The sequence below is a fragment of the Sphingopyxis italica genome, assembly GCF_011926545.1.
GTDB classification, from domain to species: Bacteria; Pseudomonadota; Alphaproteobacteria; order Sphingomonadales; family Sphingomonadaceae; genus Sphingopyxis; species Sphingopyxis italica.
Genome location: NZ_JAATIT010000004.1, coordinates 494,241 through 514,473, shown reverse-complemented (window position 1 = coordinate 514,473; position 20,233 = coordinate 494,241). Strand labels below are relative to the sequence as shown.

Below are 20,233 nucleotides of genomic sequence, written 5' to 3'. Positions count from 1 at the left end.
CGCGCCCGATCGCGCGCCCGGCCCTCTGTTGTTTCGGGAAAGTCTATTCGGCCTCTTCGAACAGATCGACCGCGTTGGCGGCGTTCGCCGACAGGCGCACCGTGTCGCCCTCGACCGCGGCGACCAGGCCCGCGGGCAGATAATGATGCTTGCCGTCGCCGCTGTCGGCCTTGGTCAATTTGATGCGTTCGCCTTCGAGATGGTCGACGGTGCCGACATGGACGCCGTCGGCGCCGACGACATTCATATCTTCCTTGATCGCGCTATGGTCATGCTCTGCCATGGTCATTCTCCTAGCCGCTCCGGTGGAGGGAGCCCGGCGATCATACGCATGGAATCCGAGTCGGCTCCAGAGGCCGAGACAGGCCGCCCGAAAGCCGCGCTGGCTTCCTTCCCCCACTCCGCACCGCCCCGACGCCGAGGCGGACCCGCCGTCAGGATAGCTCAGCACCACGGCCGCCGCCGCCCCTCCCACGGCCGCGCCAGCCCTTCGGCGACGAGCGCCGATCCGACGCTGGCCCCGCCGCGCGTGACGATGCGCAGCTTGCGCCCATAACGGTCGGTATCGCGCCCCGTGCTTTCGAGAGTGAACGCGCCGGCATTCAACCAATCGCGGAGCCGCCCCGTCGCCGCCTCGCCGAGCGCCGCCTCTTCGGCGCAGCGCGCCGGATGCGTTTCGGGGGTGTCGATATCGGCGACGCGATATTTCTCGCCCGCGAACCAGAAGGTGTCGCCATCGACGACGCAATCGCGCCCGCCGCCGCTATGGCAAAAGCCGAAGCGCGCCGACAGCGCGTCGCGCGCGCCCGATCCTTCCGCCGCAAAGAGTGCGGCGAGCGGAGCGGGCACGGCTTGCGAACCGGCCGGAAAGCGCTGAAAGGTGGCCAGCGCGGCGACAAAGGCCACCACCATCACCGGCGTCAACCACAGGTTCGATCCGATAGGACGCCGCCGTCCGCGCATCGGTCCGCGGCGGCGAACGGCGCGGCGCCGCGGAGTGTGGAAATCGGGTCCCGACATGCCCGCGAGCCTACCGGCGAAGGCTTAGCGAAATCCCAACGAGGCCGCTCCGCTATGGCGACCAATGCGAGCCAATCGCGCCCGGTGCGGCGCCGCTTTGGCCGTGACCTTTATGGCTACGGCGCCCCGCGCGGTTCGTCGTCCTCGACCCCGCCGGGACCAAGCTCATCCTCCTCGTCGTCGTCGCTGCGTTCGCCGCGATAGGCGTCCATGTCGATGCGGCCCGACCGCTCCATCTGGCGCATATGGTCGACCAGATCCTGCGCATCGTCGCTCGCATCGCCGCTCGGCTTCTTGTCGCTGTCCTCCAGCCGCGCCTCGCGCCGCGCCGCCTCGGCGACGCTCTGCGCCTGCGCCGCCTCGTCATCCTGCTCGCGGTTGCGCGCCTCGGGGGCATCTGCTTCGGGTTTGCGGGGATCGTCGATCATGGCCGGCTCCTTTCAGGGATAGCCCGGAAACGCGCGGGGTCCGACCGCCGTTCCTCAGGCTGCCGCAGCCAGCACCTTATTCTCGATCACGCGGATGAACACGTCGGGATCCTGCGCGCCCGGAATCAGCATCCGTCCGCCCAGAATGAAGGCGGGCACGCCGGTGATATTCCGGTCGGCCCAATAGGCTTCCTCGGTGCGCACCATCTCGCCGAACTCGCGCGAGCCCAGGATCGCCGCCGCCCGGTCGCGATCGAGCCCGACCGATGCCGCGATGTCGGCGAGCACTTGCGTGTCGCCGACATCGCGATTGTCGATGAAATGCGCCTTGAACAAGGCGAGCTTCAGCTCGGTCTGCACGCCCGTAGGGCCGTCCTGATCGGGCTCCTCGACCGCGCCCGCCCAGGTCAGCAGGCGATGCGCGTCGAAACTGTTGCGCATCCGGAAATCCGGGCCGCGGTTGAAGGTGAAGCCCAATTCGCCCGCGATGCCGGCCAGCCGCCCCGTATTGGCGCGGCTCTGCTCGGCGCTGATGCCATATTTGCGCATCACATGTTCGGCGGCGTCCTCGCCCTCGGCGGGCATGTCGGGATTGAGCTCGAACGGGTGCCACTGGACGCGAAAATCCAGCCGGCCCGCGAAATGATCGATGACCTTGCGGAATTTCAGCCAGCCGATGATGCACCAGGGGCACATCACGTCGGACACGATGTCGACACTCAGGCGCGGCACGCGCGGTTCGGTCAAAATTCTTCTCCTGCCGGCGCGCCGCGCCGCGCTCAGTCGGCCGACCGTCGATCCTTGTCTGACCGCCGGTCGCCCTTGCGACGATCCGGCCCCTTGTAATTCGGGTCGTCGCCCGCACGACGGTCGCTTGACCGCCGGTCCCAACGCGCCCTCTTTTCCTCATCGCTCGCCATATGCTTCCTCCCCACCACAAAGGAACATGGAAAAAGCGACCCGGCGCGCAGTAACTCACAAAATGGTTAAAAAGACAAGCAACGCCGGAAATCCGCCATTTTTCAGCAGGTCAGCTTTGGGGCAGGACGCGGACATCGCTAATCCTCCCTGTGGCTTCGCCACAGGGAGGATCTTATGACCGCAACCGGCCTTCCCCTAGGACCAATCGACATTCAGAAGATGGCGAGTCGAAAATGGTGGTTTTCCGTGACCCGGAGCGCAGCGTGCTTTCTGCACGTGAGCACCGGAAGCTCGGAAAGCCGCCATTTGCAGGCCGCCAGAGCTGAATGTCGATTGGTCCTAATTCAATGCACCAAATCCGCCGTCCCATCCACCGGCCCCGCCGCCGGCCGCGACAGCACCCACCAGCTGCCAACCATCAGCAGCACGGTCAGCGCCTCGATGATCATCGCCTGCACGATCCCCGAATGGACCGGATCGCCGCTCGCCGCGCCGAACAGCCGGCCCGCGAGCGCGGTGCCGTACAGCGCGGCGGGGACCAGCAACGAGCGCACCCAGCCCGGCACCAGCGCGCCCACCGCGGCGGCGCCCGCCGCGACAAGGAAAAAGGCCGACAGGTCGGCGCGGATCGTGTTGATCGCGGCGCCCTCGACCAAAATGCCGAAGGTCTCGCCATAGGTCGCGGGGTCGAACAGCCCGCGCGCGCCGACGATGAAAAAGAACAGCGCCCATAAGAGGACGGCGCCGCGCAAAACCCAGTTGACCATGATTGCCTCTCCCTGTTTGCGCCGAAGCTGCGCCATCGGGGAGGAAAGTTCAATCTATTCCGGCTCGAAGTCCGCCGCGAACGTCTCTTCGATCCACCCGCCGCCGAGCACGCGCGAAAGATCGGCGGCATCGTACAACACCGCCGCCTGTCCCGGCGCGACGCCATATTCGGCCTCGGCGAAAATCAGCCGGTCGCCCGCGACGCGCGCGGCCACCGGCTTCGCCATGCTGCGCACCTTCGCCAGCACTTCGCGCCCATCGACCGCGGCGAGCCAGTTCGCCTCGCCCAGCCGCGCGCCCGAAACCGCAAGCGCGCGCCGCGGCCCGACGATCACCTGTTTCGCCGCGGCATCGAGCCGCACGACATAGAGCGGCTCGGCCTGTCCGCCGATCTCGATCCCGCGCCGCTGGCCGACCGTATAATGGATCAGCCCCTTGTGCGCGCCGAGTATGCGGCCGTCGACATGGACGATGTCGCCCCGATCGTCGGCCTCGGGACGCAGCTTCTTGACCAGCGTCGCATAATCGCCGTCAGGTACGAAGCAGATGTCCTGGCTGTCGGGCTTGCCCGCAACGCCGAGCCCGAGTTCGCGCGCGATCTCGCGCACCACGCTCTTTTCGAGCCCCCCCAGCGGAAAGCGCAGGAAGTCGAGCTGGTCCTGCGTCGTCGCGAACAGGAAATAGCTCTGGTCGCGCGCCGGATCGACCGCGCGGTGCAGCTCGGCGCCCGCCGGCCCCATCACGCGCCGGACATAATGGCCCGTCGCCAGGCAGTCGGCGCCCAAATCTTTCGCGAGGGCGAACAGGTCGGTGAACTTCACCCCCATGTTGCAGCGCACGCACGGGATCGGCGTCCGGCCGGCGAGATATTCGTCGGCGAACTGGTCGATCACCGTGTCGCGGAAACGGCTTTCATGGTCATGGACATGATGCGCGAAGCCCAGCCGGTCGGCGACCGCGCGCGCGTCGCGAATATCCTGCCCGGCGCAGCAGGCGCCGACGCGCTTCGCCTTGGCGCCATGATCGTAGAGCTGCAGCGTCACGCCGATCACCTCGGCGCCCGATCGCGCGGCGAGCGCGGCGACGACGCTCGAGTCGACTCCGCCCGACATGGCGACGACGATTCGCCTGTCTTTCAGCGGCATGGGCAGCTGAAAATCGGCCTGGGCGAGCCCGGCGGGGGAGGAAATCGTCGCGATCATGGTCGGCGCCATCTAGGGATGCCGGTCCCAAAATACCAGCTTTTCCGCCGCGCCTGTCAAGATATTGACGGGGGTTAATCTTCGCTAACAGGTGCTGAAACAGGCATTTACGGGACCTTAGCTCCTGTCGGCTAGATGAGTCGCATGAACCTCGATCCGTCCGATCTTCCGCGTATCGCCGGTGCGGCCCGATTGTCGAAGCCCGGCTTCGACATCATATTGGCCGTCTCCAGCGCGCGTCAGGCGATGCTGCCAACGGTGCGGCAGCTGCGGGCGCGGGCGCAGCGCGATCGCCATGCGGCAAAGCTTAACGCGCTCCGGCAAATATTGTGCGGCCGTCGCGGATCGACGGAACAAAAAGCTCGACCCGTCGTTCGCTTCCTCGATCTGTCCGACGATGCGAACGCCCTGCCCGAAACTATGAACAGCCTGTTTACCAGAGGATTTCAGCCGATGTTGAATCCCTCTGATTTAGAGCAAGAAGCGTCGGATACCCCCCCATCCGATGTTGAAAATATGGAATGAGCATGATCGAGAATCAGAAAATCCGCCCCGCGCAGGTCATCGGCCCCTTGGGCGAACCGCTGACGCTGGACTCGCTGCCGCCGCCGTCGACGACCCGTTGGGTCGTGCGCCGCAAGGCGGAGGTCGTCGCGGCCGTCAATGGCGGGCTCCTGTCCGTCGACGAAGCGTGCGAACGCTATGGGCTGACCCTCGAGGAATTTGCCGGCTGGCAACGGTCGATCGACCGCAGCGGCATGCCCGGACTGCGCGTGACGCGCATCCAGCACTATCGCGATCTCTACGAGCGCCAACAGCGTTTCTAAAGGGTCGCGGGACCGGACCAGGCATGAGAGAGGGCGCTTCGGGCGCCCTCTTTTTTTGTGCTTCCGGGTGGACAGCCGAGGGCGCCGCCCGCTACCGGCGCGGCATGACTATCACCGCGACGATTATGAACACCGCCACCGGCCAGCCGATCCAGAAGATGAGCTTCGGCCGCATGCCCAAGCCTTGGATCAGCTTCCATCTCGAAACCGGCGAACGCGTCACCGCCGAGCGCATCGACGTTACCCCGCCGGCGCCGGGGAAATTCGCCGCGACGGTCCAGATTTGGGTGAAGGTCAAGCCGAACGCCTGACGCAGCGCCCGCGTTCTTTAAAGAAAACCGGCGCGATTCCAATGCGATGACGATTTTGTTGCAACCCTATTGTTCATCCCGCGTTAAGCCCCCGAGTCAACTTTGGGAGTCACTCAATATGCGCAAGATGTTCATCACCCTCGCCGCCACTTCGGCCCTCGCGCTCGGCGCTTGCCAGAGCCCGCAGGCCGACAAGGTCGAGGATCAGGCCGAAGCCCAGGCCGAAGCGATCGACGATCAGGCCGACGCGATGCCGGAAGGCCCCGCACAGGACGCCATGGAAAACAAGGCGGACGTCGTCGAGGAAATGGGCGAAGAAAAGGCCAACGCGATGGACGACAATGGCGAGATCGCCCCGTCCGAAACCGGCGTCGGCGACACGCAGAAGAAATAAGGGCTGCCTTCCCTAAAGGGCAGGGCGAAGGGCGCCGGTTCATTCCGGCGCCCTTTGTTTTGCCCGTCCTGTTTTCCGCCGCCCTATTTTCCACCGTCCTGTGATCGCCGTCACCGCCGCGGCCCGCCATCAGGGTTAACAGCGCATTCGGGACGGGCACCCGCTTTCAGCGACCGCTCACGGACCACCCTCCCGTCGCCTCCAGCGACCCAGGGCGGCGGGAGGGACTATTCCCATTCGAGCGCGCGCAGCACATCCCGCACCCCCGGCGCCCCGGTATCGGCGCGCAGCGCCGCGATCGCCGCCGCGACGTCGAGCCTATATTCGGCGACCCCCGCCGACTCGCCCGCCCACCCCGCGCCGAGCGATTTGACCAGCCGCCGCGCCGCGGCATTCTCCGACAATATATGGACGTCGAGCTCGCCGAGCCCCTCGGCGCGGCAATGGACGAGCAGCGCCGCGGCCATCATCCGCGCGAGCCCCCGCCCCTGAAACTCGTCGAGCACCGCAACCGAAAATTCGCCGACCGGGCCGTCGTGCCGGTGCCGCACCGCATGCACCGCGCCGATCGGCGGGCGCCCCGGGCATTCGCTGCAGATCGCGCCCCACGCGATATGGTCGTGCCCGTCGACATCGGCGAGCCTCACCACCACCGCATCGGGCAGCACCGGCGCGGGCGAAAAAAAGCGCAGATAGCGCGACTCCGCCGACAATTTGGCGATTCCGTCGCGGATCAGCGGCGCGTCGTCGGGGGTGATGGTGCGCAGGCACACCGCGGTGCCGTCGTTCAGCGCGCTGTGCACCGCGATATCCTCGATCCGCGGCGGCATCTTCGCCGCCCGCTGCCCGTCCGTGCCGGTCATCGCAATCTCCCGATGCCCGACGATAGGCAATGCAAGGCATCGCGGCAATCACCGCACCGCCAAACCCTCAGCATTTTCACCGCGCCCAATCGGTGAAATGTTGAAAGCCGAACCGCGCTTAACTTTGGTAAATGTTGCATCCCGAAGTCGGAAAGGTTGCACCGCTGTGATCCCCGCCCACCCCGATATGACCATATGCTACGAGGTGCTCGGTGATCGTCTCGCGCGGTTGCGCCGGAGCCAGGGGCTGAGCAAGACCGACCTCGCCGACCGGCTCGGCGTCACCGTCACCTCGATCTGCTATTGGGAACAGGGCCGTTCGCGCCCGCGGCTCGCGCGGCTTCAGGCGCTCGCCGACCTCCTCGGCACCTCGCCGGCCGAGCTGCTGAGCCGCGACAGCGCGCCCGGCGGCGACCATCTCGCCGACCTCGTCGGCCGGATGCGCGCCGAAATCGCCTATGCCGCGGGCACCACCCCGTCGAAAGTGCGGATCACGATCGAAATCTAGAGCATCGAGCGTTTAATCTGATCCACCATCCCGTTCGTGTCGAGACGGCACGCTGCCCTGCCGCGCGCCTATAATCGGTCCATGCGCAGCCAGCGCCGGTCGCCGAGCCAGACCTTCGACAGCGCCTTGCCCGCCGCCGCCGCCTCCAGCCGCCTGCCCTGCATCGCCTCGCTCCGCTGGAGGCCATAGAGCGCCCAGCCATTGTTGGGCGTCTGCGCCAGCGCGCCGCGAAACGCCTCGCTCGCCTCGGCATAAAGGCGCTGCTCGAACAGCGCGGCGCCCAGCGACTGCCGGACCGGGAAATACCAGTAGGACGGCTCCTGATAGGGCAGCTTGCCCTCGATTTCGATCGCCTGCCGATACAGGCCGGCCGCCTCGTCATACCGCCCCCCCGCCGCGGCAAAGCGCCCGCGCGCAACCGTTTCGGCGAGCAGCACCAGATCCGGACCCGGCACGCTCTGATCGACCATCGCCTTGAACGCGTCCGATGTCCTGAGCTTCGCCATCGCCGCCAGCTCGCCGTCGAACCCCTTGCGGTCGCGCAGCCGCGCAAAGGCGATGCTCCGCGCATAATGCCGCATCGCGCCCGGATAGGGCAGCCGCGCGTCGGGCGCGGGCATCGCGAGGATCGCCTTCGGCTCGGCGAATTGCGCCATCGCGAAATAAGGTGCGGCGTCGATCGACTGGATCCACGCGATCGCCGCCGACGTGTCGGGGTCGAGCAAGGTCCGCAGCCGCCGCGCCTCCTCGATCGCGGTGTCAAGGTCGCCCGCCATCTGCGCCGAGGTCACGATGAAATGGACGTTGTGCGGATAATAGCCATAGCGCACGAGCCCCTGATCGCCCGCATCGCGGATATAGGCCTCGTCCGCCCGCGCCGCGGCGATATTGACGCGGATCGAGTCGGCGTGCCGCCCGCGCCGCTGATAGATATGCCCCGGCATATGGACGAGGTGCGCCGCGCTCGGCGCCAGCGGGTTCGCCAGCCGGTCGGCCGCCGCCTCGGCGCGCGCCGGGTCGGTCGATTCGACGAGGTGGATATAGAGGTGGTTCGCCTGCACATGGCCCGGATTGCGCGCGAGCACCCCCTCGACCAGCCGCACCGCCGCGCCGCTCCGCCCGACCGGCGTCTTCCCGTCGGCCTCCCAATAATTCCACGGCGTCGTGTTCATCGCCGCCTCGGCCGCGAGCACGGCGACATCGTCGTCGCCCGGAAAGCGCCGCGCGACCTCCAGCATCGCGTCGGCATAAGCCGCGTCGAGCGCCGCGCGGTCCTGCGCCGCATCGCGCGAATAGCGCCGCGCCACCGCCTCGATCAGCGCGCGCTCCATCGGCGTCGCCCCCGCGCGCAGCGCCATCGCGCGGTCCATCGCAGCCAGCGCCGCCGCCCGGTCGCGCTCGTCCATCGGCGCATTGATGTTCGGCCCCAGCGCCGCCGCCTCGCCCCACCAGCAGGTCGCGCATTCGGGGTCGCGCCGCTGCGCCTCGCGGAACGACCGCACCGCGCCCGCATGGTTGAAGCCATAGCTCATCAGCAGGCCCTGGCTGAAATAGCGCCGCGCCCCGTCGTCGCGCGTCGACACCGGAAAGGGCGATTTCGCGAGATCGGGATAGAGCGGGATCGTCCGCCCCGCGCTCGCCGGCGCCGCGACCGCCGCCGCGATCAACAGCTCGTTCGCCAGCATCGACCCCGCGCGCCGCGCGCCGCACGACAGGCTCGCGAGCCGGCTCGGGTCGAGCGCGTCGAGCGCCGCCGCCGAAAAGCCCGCGGGAGGCGTGAAACTCGCGGCCGACAGCCCGATGCCGACGGCCGCCATGATCCGGAACGAATGACGCATGACAATTCCCCTTCCCCAAAAGGTGAACCGAAGCAGCGCATATTCCTTACCACGAAAGCCGGAACGCCCAAAGCCCGGGCTTTTCCCCATTTTGCGTCCGGCCCGGAGGGTGCCCGCCGGTCGGCGACATAGGGAAGTTAGGCATCATCCCCCATGCGCAGCGCGGCGATGAACGCCTCCTGCGGAATGTTCACATTGCCATATTCGCGCATCCGCTTTTTGCCCTCTTTCTGCTTTTCCAGCAGCTTCTTCTTGCGGGTCGCGTCGCCGCCGTAGCATTTGGCGGTCACGTCCTTGCGCAGCGCGGCGATGGTTTCGCGGGCGATGACCTTGCCGCCGATCGCGGCCTGGATCGGGATCTTGAACATGTGGCGCGGGATCAGGTCCTTGAGCCGCTCGCACATGCCGCGGCCGCGCGTTTCGGCGGTGCCGCGGTGGACAATCATGCTCAGCGCATCGACCGGCTCGTTGTTGACGAGGATGCTCATCTTGACGAGGTCGCCGGCGCGGTGGCCGATCTGGTGATAGTCGAACGACGCATAACCGCGGCTGATGCTCTTCAGCCGGTCATAGAAATCGAACACCACCTCGTTGAGCGGCAGTTCATAGGTGATCTGCGCGCGGCCGCCCACATAGGTCAAATTCTTCTGCACCCCGCGGCGGTCCTGGCACAGCTTCAGGATCGGGCCGAGATAGTCGTCGGGCACGTAGATCACCGCCTCGATCCACGGCTCCTCGATCTCGTCGATGCGGTTCGGGTCGGGCATGTCGGCGGGGTTGTGGAGATCGATCTCCTTCGCCGCCTCATTCTTGGTGTGGCCGAGCTTGAGCTTGTAGACCACCGACGGCGCGGTGGTGATGAGGTCGAGGTCATACTCGCGCGTCAACCGCTCCTGGATGATCTCAAGGTGCAGCAAGCCGAGGAAACCGCAGCGGAAGCCGAAACCGAGCGCCGCCGAGCTTTCCATTTCGAACGAGAAACTGGCATCGTTGAGCCGCAGCTTCTGGATGCTCTCGCGCAGTTTCTCGAAATCATTGGCGTCGGTCGGGAACAGGCCGCAGAAGACGACCGGCTGGACTTCCTTGAACCCCGGCAGCGGCGCCGCGGCGGGCTTTTTCGCGTCGGTCACCGTGTCGCCGACACGCGCCTGCGCGACGTCCTTGATCTGCGCGGTGATGAAACCGATCTCGCCGGCGCCGATCTCGGTCAGCTCCTCGCGCTTTGGCGTGAAACAGCCGACGCGGTCGATCAGGTGGGTGGTGCCCGCCTGCATGAACTTGATCTGCTGGCCTTTTTTGAGCACCCCATCGACGACGCGCACCAGAATCACGACGCCCAGATAGGGATCGTACCAGCTGTCGACGAGCATCGCGAGCAGCGGCGCCGCCGCGTCGCCCTTCGGCGGCGGGATCTTGGTGACGATCGCTTCCAATGCTTCCTCGATGCCGATCCCGGCCTTGGCACTGGCGAGCACCGCATCGTCGGCGGGCAGGCCGATGATGTCCTCGATCTCGGCCTTCACCTTGTCGACGTCGGCCGCGGGCAGGTCGATCTTGTTGATCACCGGCACGATCTCATGATCATGCTCGATCGACTGATAGACGTTGGCGAGCGTCTGTGCCTCGACCCCCTGCGCCGCGTCGACGACGAGCAGCGCGCCTTCGCACGCGGCAAGGCTGCGCGACACTTCATAGGCGAAGTCGACGTGGCCGGGCGTGTCCATCAGGTTGAGCTCGTAGGTCTCGCCGTCCTTCGCGGTATATTTCAGGCGCACCGTCTGCGCCTTGATCGTGATCCCGCGTTCCTTCTCGATGTCCATATTATCAAGGACTTGCGCCGACATCTCACGCGCGGTCAGCCCGCCGGTGAACTGGATCAGCCGGTCGGCGAGCGTCGACTTGCCATGGTCGATGTGCGCGATGATGGAGAAGTTGCGGATATGCGAGAGCGGAGTTGTCATCGGGCGCCGTTAGCAGCGGAAAGCCGCGCTGTCAGCAGGCTTGACCATGCGCCAGCCAACGCGCGCAATCGTCGCGGACGCGGGCATCGGCATCGGCCATCCCGCGTTCGAGAATAGCACGCGGATCGGCCGCCACCGCCGCGAGCGCGGCGAGGGCATTCGCGCGGACGCGCGGGACCGGGTGCGCCCTCGCGAAATGGTCGGCGATGTCCCGGCCATTGGCGGTCAGATGCACCGCGCAGCGGAGCAGCAGCTCGCCGCTGGTCAGGGTCGGGCGCCGCGCGATGGTGCCGGCTTCCAGATCGACGATATATTGGTCGCGCCAGGGGATGTGCTCGCCCTCGTCCATGATGTTGAGGCTGACCGACAGGCTTTCGGGCGGGAGCTGGCTGTGGATGTCGCGGTGGGCGCGGTAGAGCATCATCTTGCCTTCGCCGAGCTGGCTGCGCCCGGCGAAGCTGAGGTTCAGCGGTTCGCCGAGGCGGCCGTCGACGGCTTCCGGGTCGTAATCATAATAGTCGCTGACATAGCCGGGGCCGAAATAGCCCGCGGTCAGGAAGCTGAAATTATGGTCGTGCGGGACGTCGTAGGAGAAGGCGGCGGGGCCGCTCGCGGCGGTGACGGCATCGGTCGCGGCGGGCCAGAGGTTGGCGCGGAGATAAAAGCCGCGCGCGCCGCGGTGGAGTAGGAAGACCTGCGCCGAATAACGGTTGATTTCGAGCTGGTCGGCGTAGCTTGCCTTGAGCGCCGCGATGACGCGGTCGGCGAGAAAGTCGCGGTTGCGCCCGAGCCCGGCGAGCAGCGCGGCGCAGCGCGCAACGCTTGTTTCGTCGGCGAGGTCGACGCCGCTTTCGTCGAGGCGCGCGGTGACTTCGGCGAGGTCGAGCGCGGGGCCGGCAGGCGGGTCGATCAGGCGGGGCATGGGGCGCTTAAGCCCTCCCCTTCAGGGGAGGGTTTGGGTGGGGCATGTTCGCCCGCATGGACAGAAACAGGCCCTCCCCAACCCCTCCCGCCAGCGGGAGGAGAGTTAAGAGCGCCGCGGTCGCCGCAGCGGCGCGGCGCACCTCGGGATGCGGATCGCCCGCCGCCATCGCGGCGAGATGCGACCGCGCCGCGACGCGGTCGAGCGCGACCAGTTCGCGCATCGCGTGCCAGCGCGCGGCGAAATCCTCGGCCCCGGTTTCGGCGGCGAACAGCGGCGCGGCGTCGGTGCGGCCGAGATGGCGGAGTAAGGTCAGCGCCATCGTGCGGAAGCTGCTGTCGCGGCGCGAGGCGCTGACATGGATCAGCCGGCCGCTCGCGATGTCATAGGCGCGGATCGGCAGCGGCGACGGCGGCTGCACCGCGAGTTCGAGCAGCAATATGTCGCGGCGGGCCTCGGCGAGCGACCAGCTTTGGCGCGCGGTATCGAGCTGGAGCAGTTCGCCGGTCCGGAGCGCGCGCGCGGGCTCGCTGCGGCACGGCGCGGCGGCGGCCGCGGTGAAGCCGCCCCCTTCCTCGGCCTCGTCCACCGCAACCTCGTGCCACAGGAGCGAGGCGTCCCCGCTCGCGAGGACGCGAATCGCGGCGCGGCCGGGAACGAAGACGGCGCTGGCGGGCGGCGCGACGCAGCTGCCCGCGGGACGGACGAGGAGCGTCACGCGAACGCCGCGGCGGTCGGCGAGGACGAGTCCGCCCGCGCCGCCATCCCCGCCGCCGACAAGCCGCAGCGGCGGGCGCGCGAAGGGGTCGGCGGCGAGGAGCGCGAGCGCGGCCTCGAGCCGCGCTTGCAGCCACGCCGTGTCCTCGAGCCAGGGGATAAGCCGCGCGAGCGCAACCTCGGCGGGCGCGCCCTCGACCGCGTCGATCGCGGCGAGCAGGCCCCCGGGCGCGGCGTCGGCGGCGCGCCATGCCGCATCGGTGGCGGCGACCGCGTCGCGGATATGCTGGCGGCGCGCAAGGTCGGCGCGGGGGAAATGGTCGTGGCGCGAGCGGGCGGTCATGCGAAAGGCGCGGAAACGGGCGGCGGAGCGCGCCGCCCGTTCCGCCCGCGATCAATCGTGGACGATCAGCGCGATGGTCACCGCGATCTCGAAGATCGATGGCCCCGACGTGGCGCTTTCGCCCATCAGCGACCCGAACAGCCCGACCGCGGTGTCGAGCAACGGCAGCGCGGCGATATCAACGGGCGGCAGTTCCATATTTCCTCCTGTCCTGACCGGCGGCGCGACCTGCCGCCACCCGCAGGGCTAGGTGGGCGCGGGGCGATCGCCGAGTTAACTTAACGTAATCCGTGTCTTGTCGCCGGTCGAAGCACGGTTGCCGGCGCGCGCCGACGGAGTAGGATGCGCCGTCACAACCGGGAGATTGCCCATGCGCCGCGCCCTATTCGCCGCCCTTACCGGGATCCTGCTCGCCGGCCCCGCCACCGCCGAGACCTTGCTCATCGGTAACAAGGGCGAGGATACGCTCAGCGTCATCGCGCTCGACAGCGGGGCGCAGCTCGCGCGGCTGCCGACGGGCCGGATGCCGCACGAGATCGCGATCTCGCCCGACGGCAAACAGGCCGCGGTCGTCGCCTATGGCGGCACGACGATCGATATATTCGACATCGCCGGCCGCACGAAGCTCAGGACGATCGACCTCAGCCCCAACCAGCGGCCGCACGGGCTGCTCTGGCTATCCGACGGGCTGGCGATCGCGCCTTAGGCGGGTCTGCCTTCTTTGGGATGGGAAACGGACGTTCCTGAACTTTCGTCATCCCGGACTTGATCCGGGATCCATGGCGGCATCGGAGTCATGGACCCCGGATCAAGTCCGGGGTGACGATGAGGAGCATATCCTCCCTGTCGCGCAGCGATGGGGAGGGGGACCGTCGCCGTAGGCGATGGTGGAGGGGCAGCGACGTCGCGCCATAGCCCTTCCGTCAGCGCTCCGCGCTGCCACCTCCCCATGGCTTCGCCACAGGGAGGATTAACGTCCGCAACCAGTCGTTTGCGGCCATCCTCACTTTCCGTTCGTGTCGAGCGAAGTCGAGACACCCATCGATGTAGCGCCAGCCCGATGGGCATCTCGACTTCGCTCGATGCGAACGGATTTAGGGCAGCTACGTCCGTTCCCGGCCGCTTCCAGCCCTTCCGTTCGCCGCCTTCAGCCCGCCAGCACCTTCGCCATCAGCCGCTCTTCCTTGGCGATCCACGGCGCCATGCTCGGCCGCGACAATATCGCCTCGCTCCACGCCGCGATTTTGGGATGCGCCGCCGCGTCGATGCCCGCGCCGCAATGCCGCAAATTCATCAGCGGCGACGCGACCGCCAGATCGGCGAGCGTCAGCCGGTCGCCGACGAGGAAGCCCGACGCGGGGATCGCGCTTTCCAGATAGGCGAGCAGCTTCGGCAACTCATCCGCTTCGGCCTCGGCCGCCGCCGCAAGATCGCCTTCGCGCCCCAGGAATTTGGGTGCGACGATGCGGTTGAAGAACATCTTGCCGCTGCACGCGGCGAACACCGTGTCGCCGAATTCCTCCCACCAGATCACCGTCCCGCGCTCCTGCGGATCGGCGGGGATCAAAGCCGGCTCGGGATGTTTCGCCTCGACATATTGGATGATCGCGCTCGAATCGGCGAGCAGGAAGCCGTCGTCGTCCATCGCGGGCATCTTGCCGAGCGGCGAGGCGGCGCGGAACCCCGGGTCGGGATCGCCGATACCGACGCCCTTCAACTCGAATTCGATCCCCTTCTCGCCCAGATAGGCGAGCAGCTTGCGCACGAACGGCGACACCACCGACCCGTAAATGATCATCGCGCTTCTCCCTTTTTCTCGCGCCACCATAGGCGAAAGGTTGCGCTTCGCAACCCGCCCCCCGCTGCCACCTTGGCACGAAATAAACTTGCCATCGGCGGCGCGGCATGGAACATCCGGCGATGGAGGGGGGCGCTGCCGCGGCAGCCATCAGGCAGGATATAGTGATGCGCCCTTCGTTATGGGCAGACCGGTTGCTGGCGCTCTCCGCCCGCTTCGTGGGTCTTGTCATATTGATCGCCACGCTGCTCGCCGCGGCGGCGAGCTTTCTCTACAATCGCCGCGAAGAGGCCGACCGCGCCGACCGCGTCGCGATGCAGATCGACATGCGGCTGCGCGATCATGTCGCGGTGCTCGAAGGCGTGCGCGCGCTTTATCAATCGGACAGCCAGTCGAGCGGCCCCGGCATCCGCGCCTATCTCGCGTCGCTGCGGCCGCAGGTCCACGCGCCCGGGATGGAAGGGATCGGCATCGCGGTGGCGATGCGGCAGGGAACGCCCGCGGCGGCCGAGGCGATGCTGCGCCAGAATTACGGCCGCGACATTCCCGTCTGGCCCGCGACCAGCCAGCCGATCGGCTTTCCGATCGTGCTCGTCGAACCCTATACGCCGCGCCGCGACGATGCGCTCGGCTATGATATGTACAGCGAGCGGGTCCGGCGCGAGGCGATGCGCCGCGCGTGGCAGACCGGTCAGCCCGCAGCGAGCGGGATCGTCCAGCTCGTCCAGGAAAAGGGGGTCGCCAAGCGCCAGCCGGGCTTCCTGATCTATGTCCCCATCTATGCCGGCCGCACCGCGCCCGGCGACACGTTCCCGCCCGCCGCCTTCGCCACCGCGCCGAACGCGCGGCCGATCGAGGCCTTCGTCTATGCTCCTTTCCGCATCGGCGACCTGATGACCGCGGTGCTCGGGTCGCAGATCGACACGATCGAGGGGTTGCAGATTTATGCCGGCGAGGGGCCGGCGGCACCACTCGTCTTCAGCCACGGCACGATGGGCTGGGATACGCACGAGGAGAAACTCCGCATCGGCGATCGGCAATGGACGATGCGCATCTCTTACGGCCGGCTGCTCGAGCGGATCGGCCGGCCGTTCGGCATCTTCCTCTTCGGCTTCGCGATCATGCTGCTCGCGATGCAGCTCCACCGCCTCCAGCAACGCCGCGTCGGCGCTTTTCAGGCGCTCGCCGACGAACAGGCGCGCCACGCCGCCGACCGCGAGTTGATGATCGGCGAAATGGCGCACCGCATGAAAAACGCCTTCGCGCGCATCGGCGCGCTCGCGCGGATCACCTTGCGCGAATCGACAAGCCTCGAGGATTTCGAAACCAAATTCGACGGCCGTATGCGCGCGCTGTCCGACGCGAAGCAGATGCTCGTCACCGGCGCGGTCGGCAGCGTCGAGCTCGGCTGCATCGTCCGCCGCGAACTCGAACTGGCGGGCGTATCGGCCGAGCAGCTCGCGGACGTCGCCGGTCCCGAGGTCCAACTCGACGACGAAGCGGCGCAGGCGCTGTCGCTCGCAGTCCACGAATTCGTCACCAACAGCATCAAATATGGCGCGCTCGCCGGCTACGGCCACCTCGCGGTCGGCTGGCACCGCGACGGGGGCGAGATCGAGCTCGACTGGACCGAAAGCGATCTCCCCGAAACCCCGCACATCGACACCGAAAGCTTCGGCACCCAGTTCATCCGCACCCTGATCGAGCGGCAGCTCAAGGGCAGCTGGAGCCGCAGCGCGGTTGACAACAGCCTCTCCATCGTCATTCGCTGGCCCGACGATGGCACCCCCGACTGACGACATGGGTTCTGACCCTCACTGGCATATCTGGATCGACCGCGGCGGCACCTTCACCGATGTCGTCGCGCGAAGCCCGAGCGGCGCGGTGGTCACGACCAAATATCTCAGCGAAGATCCCGCGCGCCCCGGCGACGCCGCGGTCGGCGCGATCCGCGACCTCACCGGCGCGGGCGCGGGTCCGCTGCCGCCGCTCGCGATCCGCATGGGCAGCACGGTCGCGACCAACGCGCTTCTCGAACGCAAGGGCGCGCCGACCCTGCTCGCGATCACCCGCGGTTTCGGCGATGCGCTGACGATCGGCTATCAGGACCGCCCCGAGCTGTTCGCGCGCCGCCTCGACCGCATTCCCCCGCCCCACGCCGAAGTCGCCGAGATCATCGAGCGCGTGAGCCCCGAGGGCGACATCCTGACCCCGCTCGACGAACAGGCTGCCCGCGCATCGCTCGAAGCCGCACGCGACCGCGGCCTCGCCAGCATCGCGATCGTCCTCATGCACGGCTACGCCCACCCCGCGCACGAGGGGCGCCTCGCCGAAATCGCGCGCGAGGCCGGCTTCACGCAAATCTCGACCAGCCACGACGTCAGCGCGCTGATCAAGCTCGTCGGCCGCGGCGACACGACGCTCGCCGACGCCTATCTCTCGCCGGTCCTGCGCCACTATGTCGATCAATTCGTCGCGCAGCTGGGGGACGGCATCGACCCGCAATTCATGAAAAGCTCGGGCGGTCTCGCCTCCGCCGCCGCCTTCCACGGCCGCGACGCGATCCTCTCGGGCCCCGCGGGCGGCATCGTCGGCATGGTCGGCAGCGCCGCGCCCTTGGGCAAGACCCGCCTCATCGGCTTCGACATGGGCGGCACCTCGACCGACGTCAGCCATTATGCCGGCCGCCTCGAGCGCGATAACGAGACCATCGTCGCGGGCACGCGCATCCGCGCGCCGATGCTCCGCATCCACACGGTGGCGGCGGGCGGCGGCTCGATCTGCCGCTGGGACGGCGCGCGCCTTCTCGTCGGCCCCGAAAGCGCCGGCGCCAACCCCGGTCCCGCCGCCTACGGCCGCGGCGGGCCATTGACGGTCACCGACTGCAATGTCCTGCTCGGCAAAATCCAGCCGGGTCACTTCCCCAAGCTCTTCGGCCCCAATGGCGACCAGCCCCTCGACCGCGATGTCGTCGCCGAAAAATTCGCCGCGATGGCCGCCGAAGTCGGCAACATCACCGCGCAAGCCCTCGCCGAGGGCCTGCTCGCGATCGCGGTCCAGCAGATGGCGAACGCGATCAAGCGCATCACCATCGCGCGCGGCCATGATGTGACGCAGGGCTACAGCCTCGTCGGCTTCGGCGGCGCCGCGGGCCAGCATGTCTGCCTCGTCGCCGACGCGCTCGGCGTGGACGAGATTTTGCTCCACCCGCTCGCCGGGGTGCTTTCGGCCTATGGCATGGGCCTCGCCAAACCTTCGGCAATCCGCGAGCGCACGCTCGCGCTGACGCTCGACGAGGATTGCGCCGCGACGCTCGCCGCCGCCGAAACCGACCTCGCCGAGCAAGCCCGCGCCGACCTCTCCCCGGAAGCCGAAACCACCCGCGAAACCCTGCTCTTCGTCCGCCTCGCCGACAGCGACAATGCGATCGAACTCGCGCTCGCGCCGCCCGCCGAGGTCAGGGCCGCCTTCGCCGCCGCCTTCCGCCAACGCTTCGGCTACGCCCCGCATGACAATCTGGTCGTCGACCGCATCCGCGTCGAACTGACCGAGGCGGGCGATGCGCCGGCCGCTCTGCCGACACCCGCCGCGTCGGCCGAAACCGAACCCGAAACCGTCACCGCGTGGCTCTCCGGCGCCGCGCACCAAGTCCCGCTCCATCAGCGCGCCAATCTGGCTCCCGACCGCACCATCGCCGGCCCCGCGATCATCATCGACGCGCTGTCGACAACGGTGGTGGAACCCGGCTGGCGCGCCGAAGTCCAGCACGAAGGCACGCTACTGCTCGCCCGCACCCGCGCTGCCGACGTCGCGGTCGCGGCGCAGGACGACCTTGTCCATCCCGACCCCATCCGCCTCGAAATCTTCAACAGCCTGTTCATGGCGATCGCCGAGGAAATGGGCGGCGCGCTTCAGCACAGCGCCTCGTCGATCAACATCCGCGAGCGGCTCGATTTCTCCTGCGCGATCTTCGATGCAGAGGGCCGTCTCGTCGCCAATGCCCCGCACATGCCCGTCCATCTCGGCTCGATGGGCGAAAGCGTCCGCACCATCCTTCGCCAAAGAACCACCGATGCCCGCGGCATCAAACGCGGCGACGCCTATGCGCTCAATGCGCCCTATGACGGCGGCACGCATCTTCCCGACATCACCGTCATCATGCCCGTGTTCGTCGAGGACCGGGACGCCCCCGCCTTCTTCGTCGCCGCGCGCGGCCACCACGCCGACCTCGGCGGCATCGCCCCCGGCTCGATGCCCCCCGACAGCAGGACCATCGCCGACGAAGGCATCCTCTTCGACAATGTGGCCATAGTCGACGACGGCCACTTCCTCGACGCCGAGGTCCACGCGCACCTCACCACCGGCGACCACCCGGCCCGCAACCCCGCGCTCAACATCGCCGACCTCAAGGCGCAGGTCGCCGCCTGCCAGCGCGGCGCGAGCGCGCTCGCCGACCTCAGCGCGACGCACGGCGCCGCGACCGTCGCCGCCTATATGGCGCACGGCCAGCGCCAGGCCGAAGCCGCCGTCCGCCAACTCATCGCGCGCCTCGACGACGGCAGCTTCACCTATGCCATGGACAATGGCGCCAAGGTCGCGGTCGCCGTCAGGGTCGACCGCGAGGCCCGCCACGTCACGATCGACTTCACCGGCTCGTCGGCGACCCTCCCCGACAATTTCAACGCCCCGCTGCCCGTCGTCCGCGCCGCCGTCCTCTATGTGCTGCGCACGATGCTCGACGACCCGATCCCGATGAACGAGGGCTGCCTCGCCCCCGTCACCCTGATCGTCCCTGCGGATTCGATGCTCAGCCCGCGCTATCCCGCCGCGGTTGTCGCGGGCAATGTCGAGACCAGCCAGGTCATCACCGACGCGCTGTTCGCGGCGTTCGGCGCGATGGCCCCGGCGCAGGGCACGATGAACAATTTCACCTTCGGGAACGACGCCTATCAATATTATGAAACGATCGCCGGCGGCTCGGGCGCCGGCCCCGGCTTCGACGGCACCAGCGTGATCCAGACCCACATGACCAACAGCCGGATGACCGACCCCGAAGTCATGGAAACGCGCTTCCCCGTCATCGTCGAGGAGTTCTCGATCCGCAAAGGCTCGGGCGGCGCGGGCCGCTGGACGGGCGGCGACGGCGCGAGGCGCCGCATCCGCTTCCGCGAGCCGATGGCCGCGAACATCCTCGCGAACCGCCGCCAGATCGCACCCAAGGGCCTCGCAGGCGGCGAAGACGCCGCGCCGGGGCGCAACTGGGTCGAGCGCGCCGACGGCTCGGTCGAGATGCTGGCGGCAACGGGCAGCGCCGACCTAGAATCAGGCGACGCCTTCGTGATCGAAACGCCCGGCGGCGGCGGATATGGGAAAGCGGGAGACGAGCGCCAATGACAATAGTTCACGCGGAGA

The 20,233-nt window shown here is 67.9% G+C and carries 21 protein-coding genes; 8 read left to right on the top strand and 13 right to left on the bottom strand.

The window, feature by feature from the left end:
• Positions 1-43: 43 nt before the first annotated feature.
• The 6 genes from GGR90_RS16890 to mnmA form a co-directional block, all read right to left on the bottom strand.
• Positions 44-283 (bottom strand): DUF2171 domain-containing protein, encoded by a 240-nt coding sequence (locus GGR90_RS16890; RefSeq protein ID WP_167922538.1) that lies wholly within the window; start codon positions 281-283, stop codon positions 44-46.
• Positions 284-444: 161 nt separating this feature from the next.
• Positions 445-1,020: a thermonuclease family protein gene (locus GGR90_RS16885; RefSeq protein ID WP_167922537.1), complete on the bottom strand. Its 576-nt coding sequence runs from the start codon at positions 1,018-1,020 to the stop codon at positions 445-447.
• A 116-nt stretch (positions 1,021-1,136) separates the two neighbouring features.
• Positions 1,137-1,448, bottom strand: coding sequence for a hypothetical protein (locus GGR90_RS16880; protein ID WP_167922536.1), 312 nt, complete (start codon positions 1,446-1,448; stop codon positions 1,137-1,139).
• 54 nt (positions 1,449-1,502) lie between these two features.
• Positions 1,503-2,195: a DsbA family oxidoreductase gene (locus tag GGR90_RS16875; RefSeq protein ID WP_167922535.1), complete on the bottom strand. Its 693-nt coding sequence runs from the start codon at positions 2,193-2,195 to the stop codon at positions 1,503-1,505.
• Positions 2,196-2,713: 518 nt separating this feature from the next.
• On the bottom strand, positions 2,714-3,136 hold the full coding sequence (locus tag GGR90_RS16870; protein WP_167922534.1) for a hypothetical protein: 423 nt from the start codon (positions 3,134-3,136) through the stop codon (positions 2,714-2,716).
• A gap of 54 nt (positions 3,137-3,190) precedes the next feature.
• Positions 3,191-4,339 carry a tRNA 2-thiouridine(34) synthase MnmA gene (gene mnmA, locus GGR90_RS16865; protein WP_245198745.1) on the bottom strand — a complete coding sequence of 383 codons (1,149 nt, stop codon included), beginning with the start codon at positions 4,337-4,339 and terminating at the stop codon, positions 3,191-3,193.
• 144 nt (positions 4,340-4,483) lie between these two features.
• Between mnmA and GGR90_RS16860 the strand changes: the two genes are divergently transcribed.
• The 4 genes from GGR90_RS16860 (at position 4,484) to GGR90_RS16845 (ending at position 5,871) form a co-directional block, all read left to right on the top strand.
• Positions 4,484-4,864, top strand: coding sequence for a hypothetical protein (locus GGR90_RS16860; protein ID WP_167922533.1), 381 nt, complete (start codon positions 4,484-4,486; stop codon positions 4,862-4,864).
• 2 nt (positions 4,865-4,866) lie between these two features.
• Complete coding sequence (gene sciP / locus GGR90_RS16855) at positions 4,867-5,166, top strand: CtrA inhibitor SciP (protein ID WP_037518529.1); 300 nt, start codon at positions 4,867-4,869, stop codon at positions 5,164-5,166.
• Between the two features lie 104 nt (positions 5,167-5,270).
• Positions 5,271-5,477, top strand: a complete 207-nt coding sequence (locus GGR90_RS16850; RefSeq protein ID WP_167922532.1) for a hypothetical protein — start codon at positions 5,271-5,273, stop codon at positions 5,475-5,477.
• 118 nt (positions 5,478-5,595) lie between these two features.
• Complete coding sequence (locus GGR90_RS16845) at positions 5,596-5,871, top strand: hypothetical protein (RefSeq protein ID WP_167922531.1); 276 nt, start codon at positions 5,596-5,598, stop codon at positions 5,869-5,871.
• A gap of 227 nt (positions 5,872-6,098) precedes the next feature.
• Here GGR90_RS16845 and GGR90_RS16840 read toward each other — a convergent pair whose 3' ends face one another.
• Positions 6,099-6,734 (bottom strand): GNAT family N-acetyltransferase, encoded by a 636-nt coding sequence (locus GGR90_RS16840; RefSeq protein WP_167922530.1) that lies wholly within the window; start codon positions 6,732-6,734, stop codon positions 6,099-6,101.
• Positions 6,735-6,921: 187 nt separating this feature from the next.
• Here GGR90_RS16840 and GGR90_RS16835 point away from each other — a divergent pair, with 187 nt between their 5' ends.
• Complete coding sequence (locus GGR90_RS16835; RefSeq protein WP_167922529.1) at positions 6,922-7,242, top strand: helix-turn-helix domain-containing protein; 321 nt, start codon at positions 6,922-6,924, stop codon at positions 7,240-7,242.
• 68 nt (positions 7,243-7,310) lie between these two features.
• Here GGR90_RS16835 and GGR90_RS16830 read toward each other — a convergent pair whose 3' ends face one another.
• The 5 genes from GGR90_RS16830 to GGR90_RS16810 form a co-directional block, all read right to left on the bottom strand.
• A complete protein-coding gene (locus tag GGR90_RS16830; protein WP_167922528.1) occupies positions 7,311-9,080 on the bottom strand; it encodes a tetratricopeptide repeat protein in 1,770 nt (589 codons plus the stop codon).
• Positions 9,081-9,217: 137 nt separating this feature from the next.
• Positions 9,218-11,041 (bottom strand): translation elongation factor 4, encoded by a 1,824-nt coding sequence (gene lepA, locus GGR90_RS16825; RefSeq protein WP_167922527.1) that lies wholly within the window; start codon positions 11,039-11,041, stop codon positions 9,218-9,220.
• A gap of 31 nt (positions 11,042-11,072) precedes the next feature.
• Entirely contained in the window at positions 11,073-11,963 is an 891-nt protein-coding gene (locus tag GGR90_RS16820) for a transposase (RefSeq protein WP_167922526.1), read from the bottom strand.
• Between the two features lie 7 nt (positions 11,964-11,970).
• Positions 11,971-13,023 carry a hypothetical protein gene (locus GGR90_RS16815; protein ID WP_167922525.1) on the bottom strand — a complete coding sequence of 351 codons (1,053 nt, stop codon included), beginning with the start codon at positions 13,021-13,023 and terminating at the stop codon, positions 11,971-11,973.
• A gap of 51 nt (positions 13,024-13,074) precedes the next feature.
• Positions 13,075-13,221, bottom strand: coding sequence for a hypothetical protein (locus GGR90_RS16810; protein WP_167922524.1), 147 nt, complete (start codon positions 13,219-13,221; stop codon positions 13,075-13,077).
• Positions 13,222-13,393: 172 nt separating this feature from the next.
• Between GGR90_RS16810 and GGR90_RS16805 the strand changes: the two genes are divergently transcribed.
• Positions 13,394-13,729 carry a YncE family protein gene (locus GGR90_RS16805; RefSeq protein ID WP_167922523.1) on the top strand — a complete coding sequence of 112 codons (336 nt, stop codon included), beginning with the start codon at positions 13,394-13,396 and terminating at the stop codon, positions 13,727-13,729.
• Positions 13,730-14,170: 441 nt separating this feature from the next.
• Here the strand turns inward: GGR90_RS16805 and GGR90_RS16800 are convergent, their stop codons facing one another.
• Positions 14,171-14,821: a glutathione S-transferase family protein gene (locus GGR90_RS16800; RefSeq protein WP_167922522.1), complete on the bottom strand. Its 651-nt coding sequence runs from the start codon at positions 14,819-14,821 to the stop codon at positions 14,171-14,173.
• Positions 14,822-14,988: 167 nt separating this feature from the next.
• On the opposite strand from GGR90_RS16800, the gene GGR90_RS16795 reads away from it, so the two are divergent.
• Positions 14,989-16,617, top strand: coding sequence for a CHASE domain-containing protein (locus GGR90_RS16795; protein ID WP_167922521.1), 1,629 nt, complete (start codon positions 14,989-14,991; stop codon positions 16,615-16,617).
• 4 nt (positions 16,618-16,621) lie between these two features.
• Positions 16,622-20,215, top strand: coding sequence for a hydantoinase B/oxoprolinase family protein (locus GGR90_RS16790; protein WP_167922520.1), 3,594 nt, complete (start codon positions 16,622-16,624; stop codon positions 20,213-20,215).
• Positions 20,216-20,233: the final 18 nt, after the last annotated feature.

Coding starts and splice junctions, on each gene's coding strand:
- lepA (WP_167922527.1), bottom strand. CDS start 11,041: ATGACAACTCCGCTCTCGCATATCCGCAACTTCTCCATCATCGCGCAC.
- GGR90_RS16800 (WP_167922522.1), bottom strand. CDS start 14,821: ATGATCATTTACGGGTCGGTGGTGTCGCCGTTCGTGCGCAAGCTGCTC.
- GGR90_RS16835 (WP_167922529.1), top strand. CDS start 6,922: ATGACCATATGCTACGAGGTGCTCGGTGATCGTCTCGCGCGGTTGCGC.
- GGR90_RS16845 (WP_167922531.1), top strand. CDS start 5,596: ATGCGCAAGATGTTCATCACCCTCGCCGCCACTTCGGCCCTCGCGCTC.
- GGR90_RS16795 (WP_167922521.1), top strand. CDS start 14,989: ATGCGCCCTTCGTTATGGGCAGACCGGTTGCTGGCGCTCTCCGCCCGC.
- GGR90_RS16880 (WP_167922536.1), bottom strand. CDS start 1,448: ATGATCGACGATCCCCGCAAACCCGAAGCAGATGCCCCCGAGGCGCGC.
- GGR90_RS16830 (WP_167922528.1), bottom strand. CDS start 9,080: ATGCGTCATTCGTTCCGGATCATGGCGGCCGTCGGCATCGGGCTGTCG.
- GGR90_RS16840 (WP_167922530.1), bottom strand. CDS start 6,734: ATGACCGGCACGGACGGGCAGCGGGCGGCGAAGATGCCGCCGCGGATC.
- GGR90_RS16820 (WP_167922526.1), bottom strand. CDS start 11,963: ATGCCCCGCCTGATCGACCCGCCTGCCGGCCCCGCGCTCGACCTCGCC.
- GGR90_RS16790 (WP_167922520.1), top strand. CDS start 16,622: ATGGGTTCTGACCCTCACTGGCATATCTGGATCGACCGCGGCGGCACC.
- GGR90_RS16860 (WP_167922533.1), top strand. CDS start 4,484: ATGAACCTCGATCCGTCCGATCTTCCGCGTATCGCCGGTGCGGCCCGA.
- GGR90_RS16850 (WP_167922532.1), top strand. CDS start 5,271: ATGACTATCACCGCGACGATTATGAACACCGCCACCGGCCAGCCGATC.
- mnmA (WP_245198745.1), bottom strand. CDS start 4,339: ATGATCGCGACGATTTCCTCCCCCGCCGGGCTCGCCCAGGCCGATTTT.
- GGR90_RS16810 (WP_167922524.1), bottom strand. CDS start 13,221: ATGGAACTGCCGCCCGTTGATATCGCCGCGCTGCCGTTGCTCGACACC.
- GGR90_RS16815 (WP_167922525.1), bottom strand. CDS start 13,023: ATGACCGCCCGCTCGCGCCACGACCATTTCCCCCGCGCCGACCTTGCG.
- GGR90_RS16870 (WP_167922534.1), bottom strand. CDS start 3,136: ATGGTCAACTGGGTTTTGCGCGGCGCCGTCCTCTTATGGGCGCTGTTC.
- sciP (WP_037518529.1), top strand. CDS start 4,867: ATGATCGAGAATCAGAAAATCCGCCCCGCGCAGGTCATCGGCCCCTTG.
- GGR90_RS16890 (WP_167922538.1), bottom strand. CDS start 283: ATGGCAGAGCATGACCATAGCGCGATCAAGGAAGATATGAATGTCGTC.
- GGR90_RS16805 (WP_167922523.1), top strand. CDS start 13,394: ATGCGCCGCGCCCTATTCGCCGCCCTTACCGGGATCCTGCTCGCCGGC.
- GGR90_RS16885 (WP_167922537.1), bottom strand. CDS start 1,020: ATGTCGGGACCCGATTTCCACACTCCGCGGCGCCGCGCCGTTCGCCGC.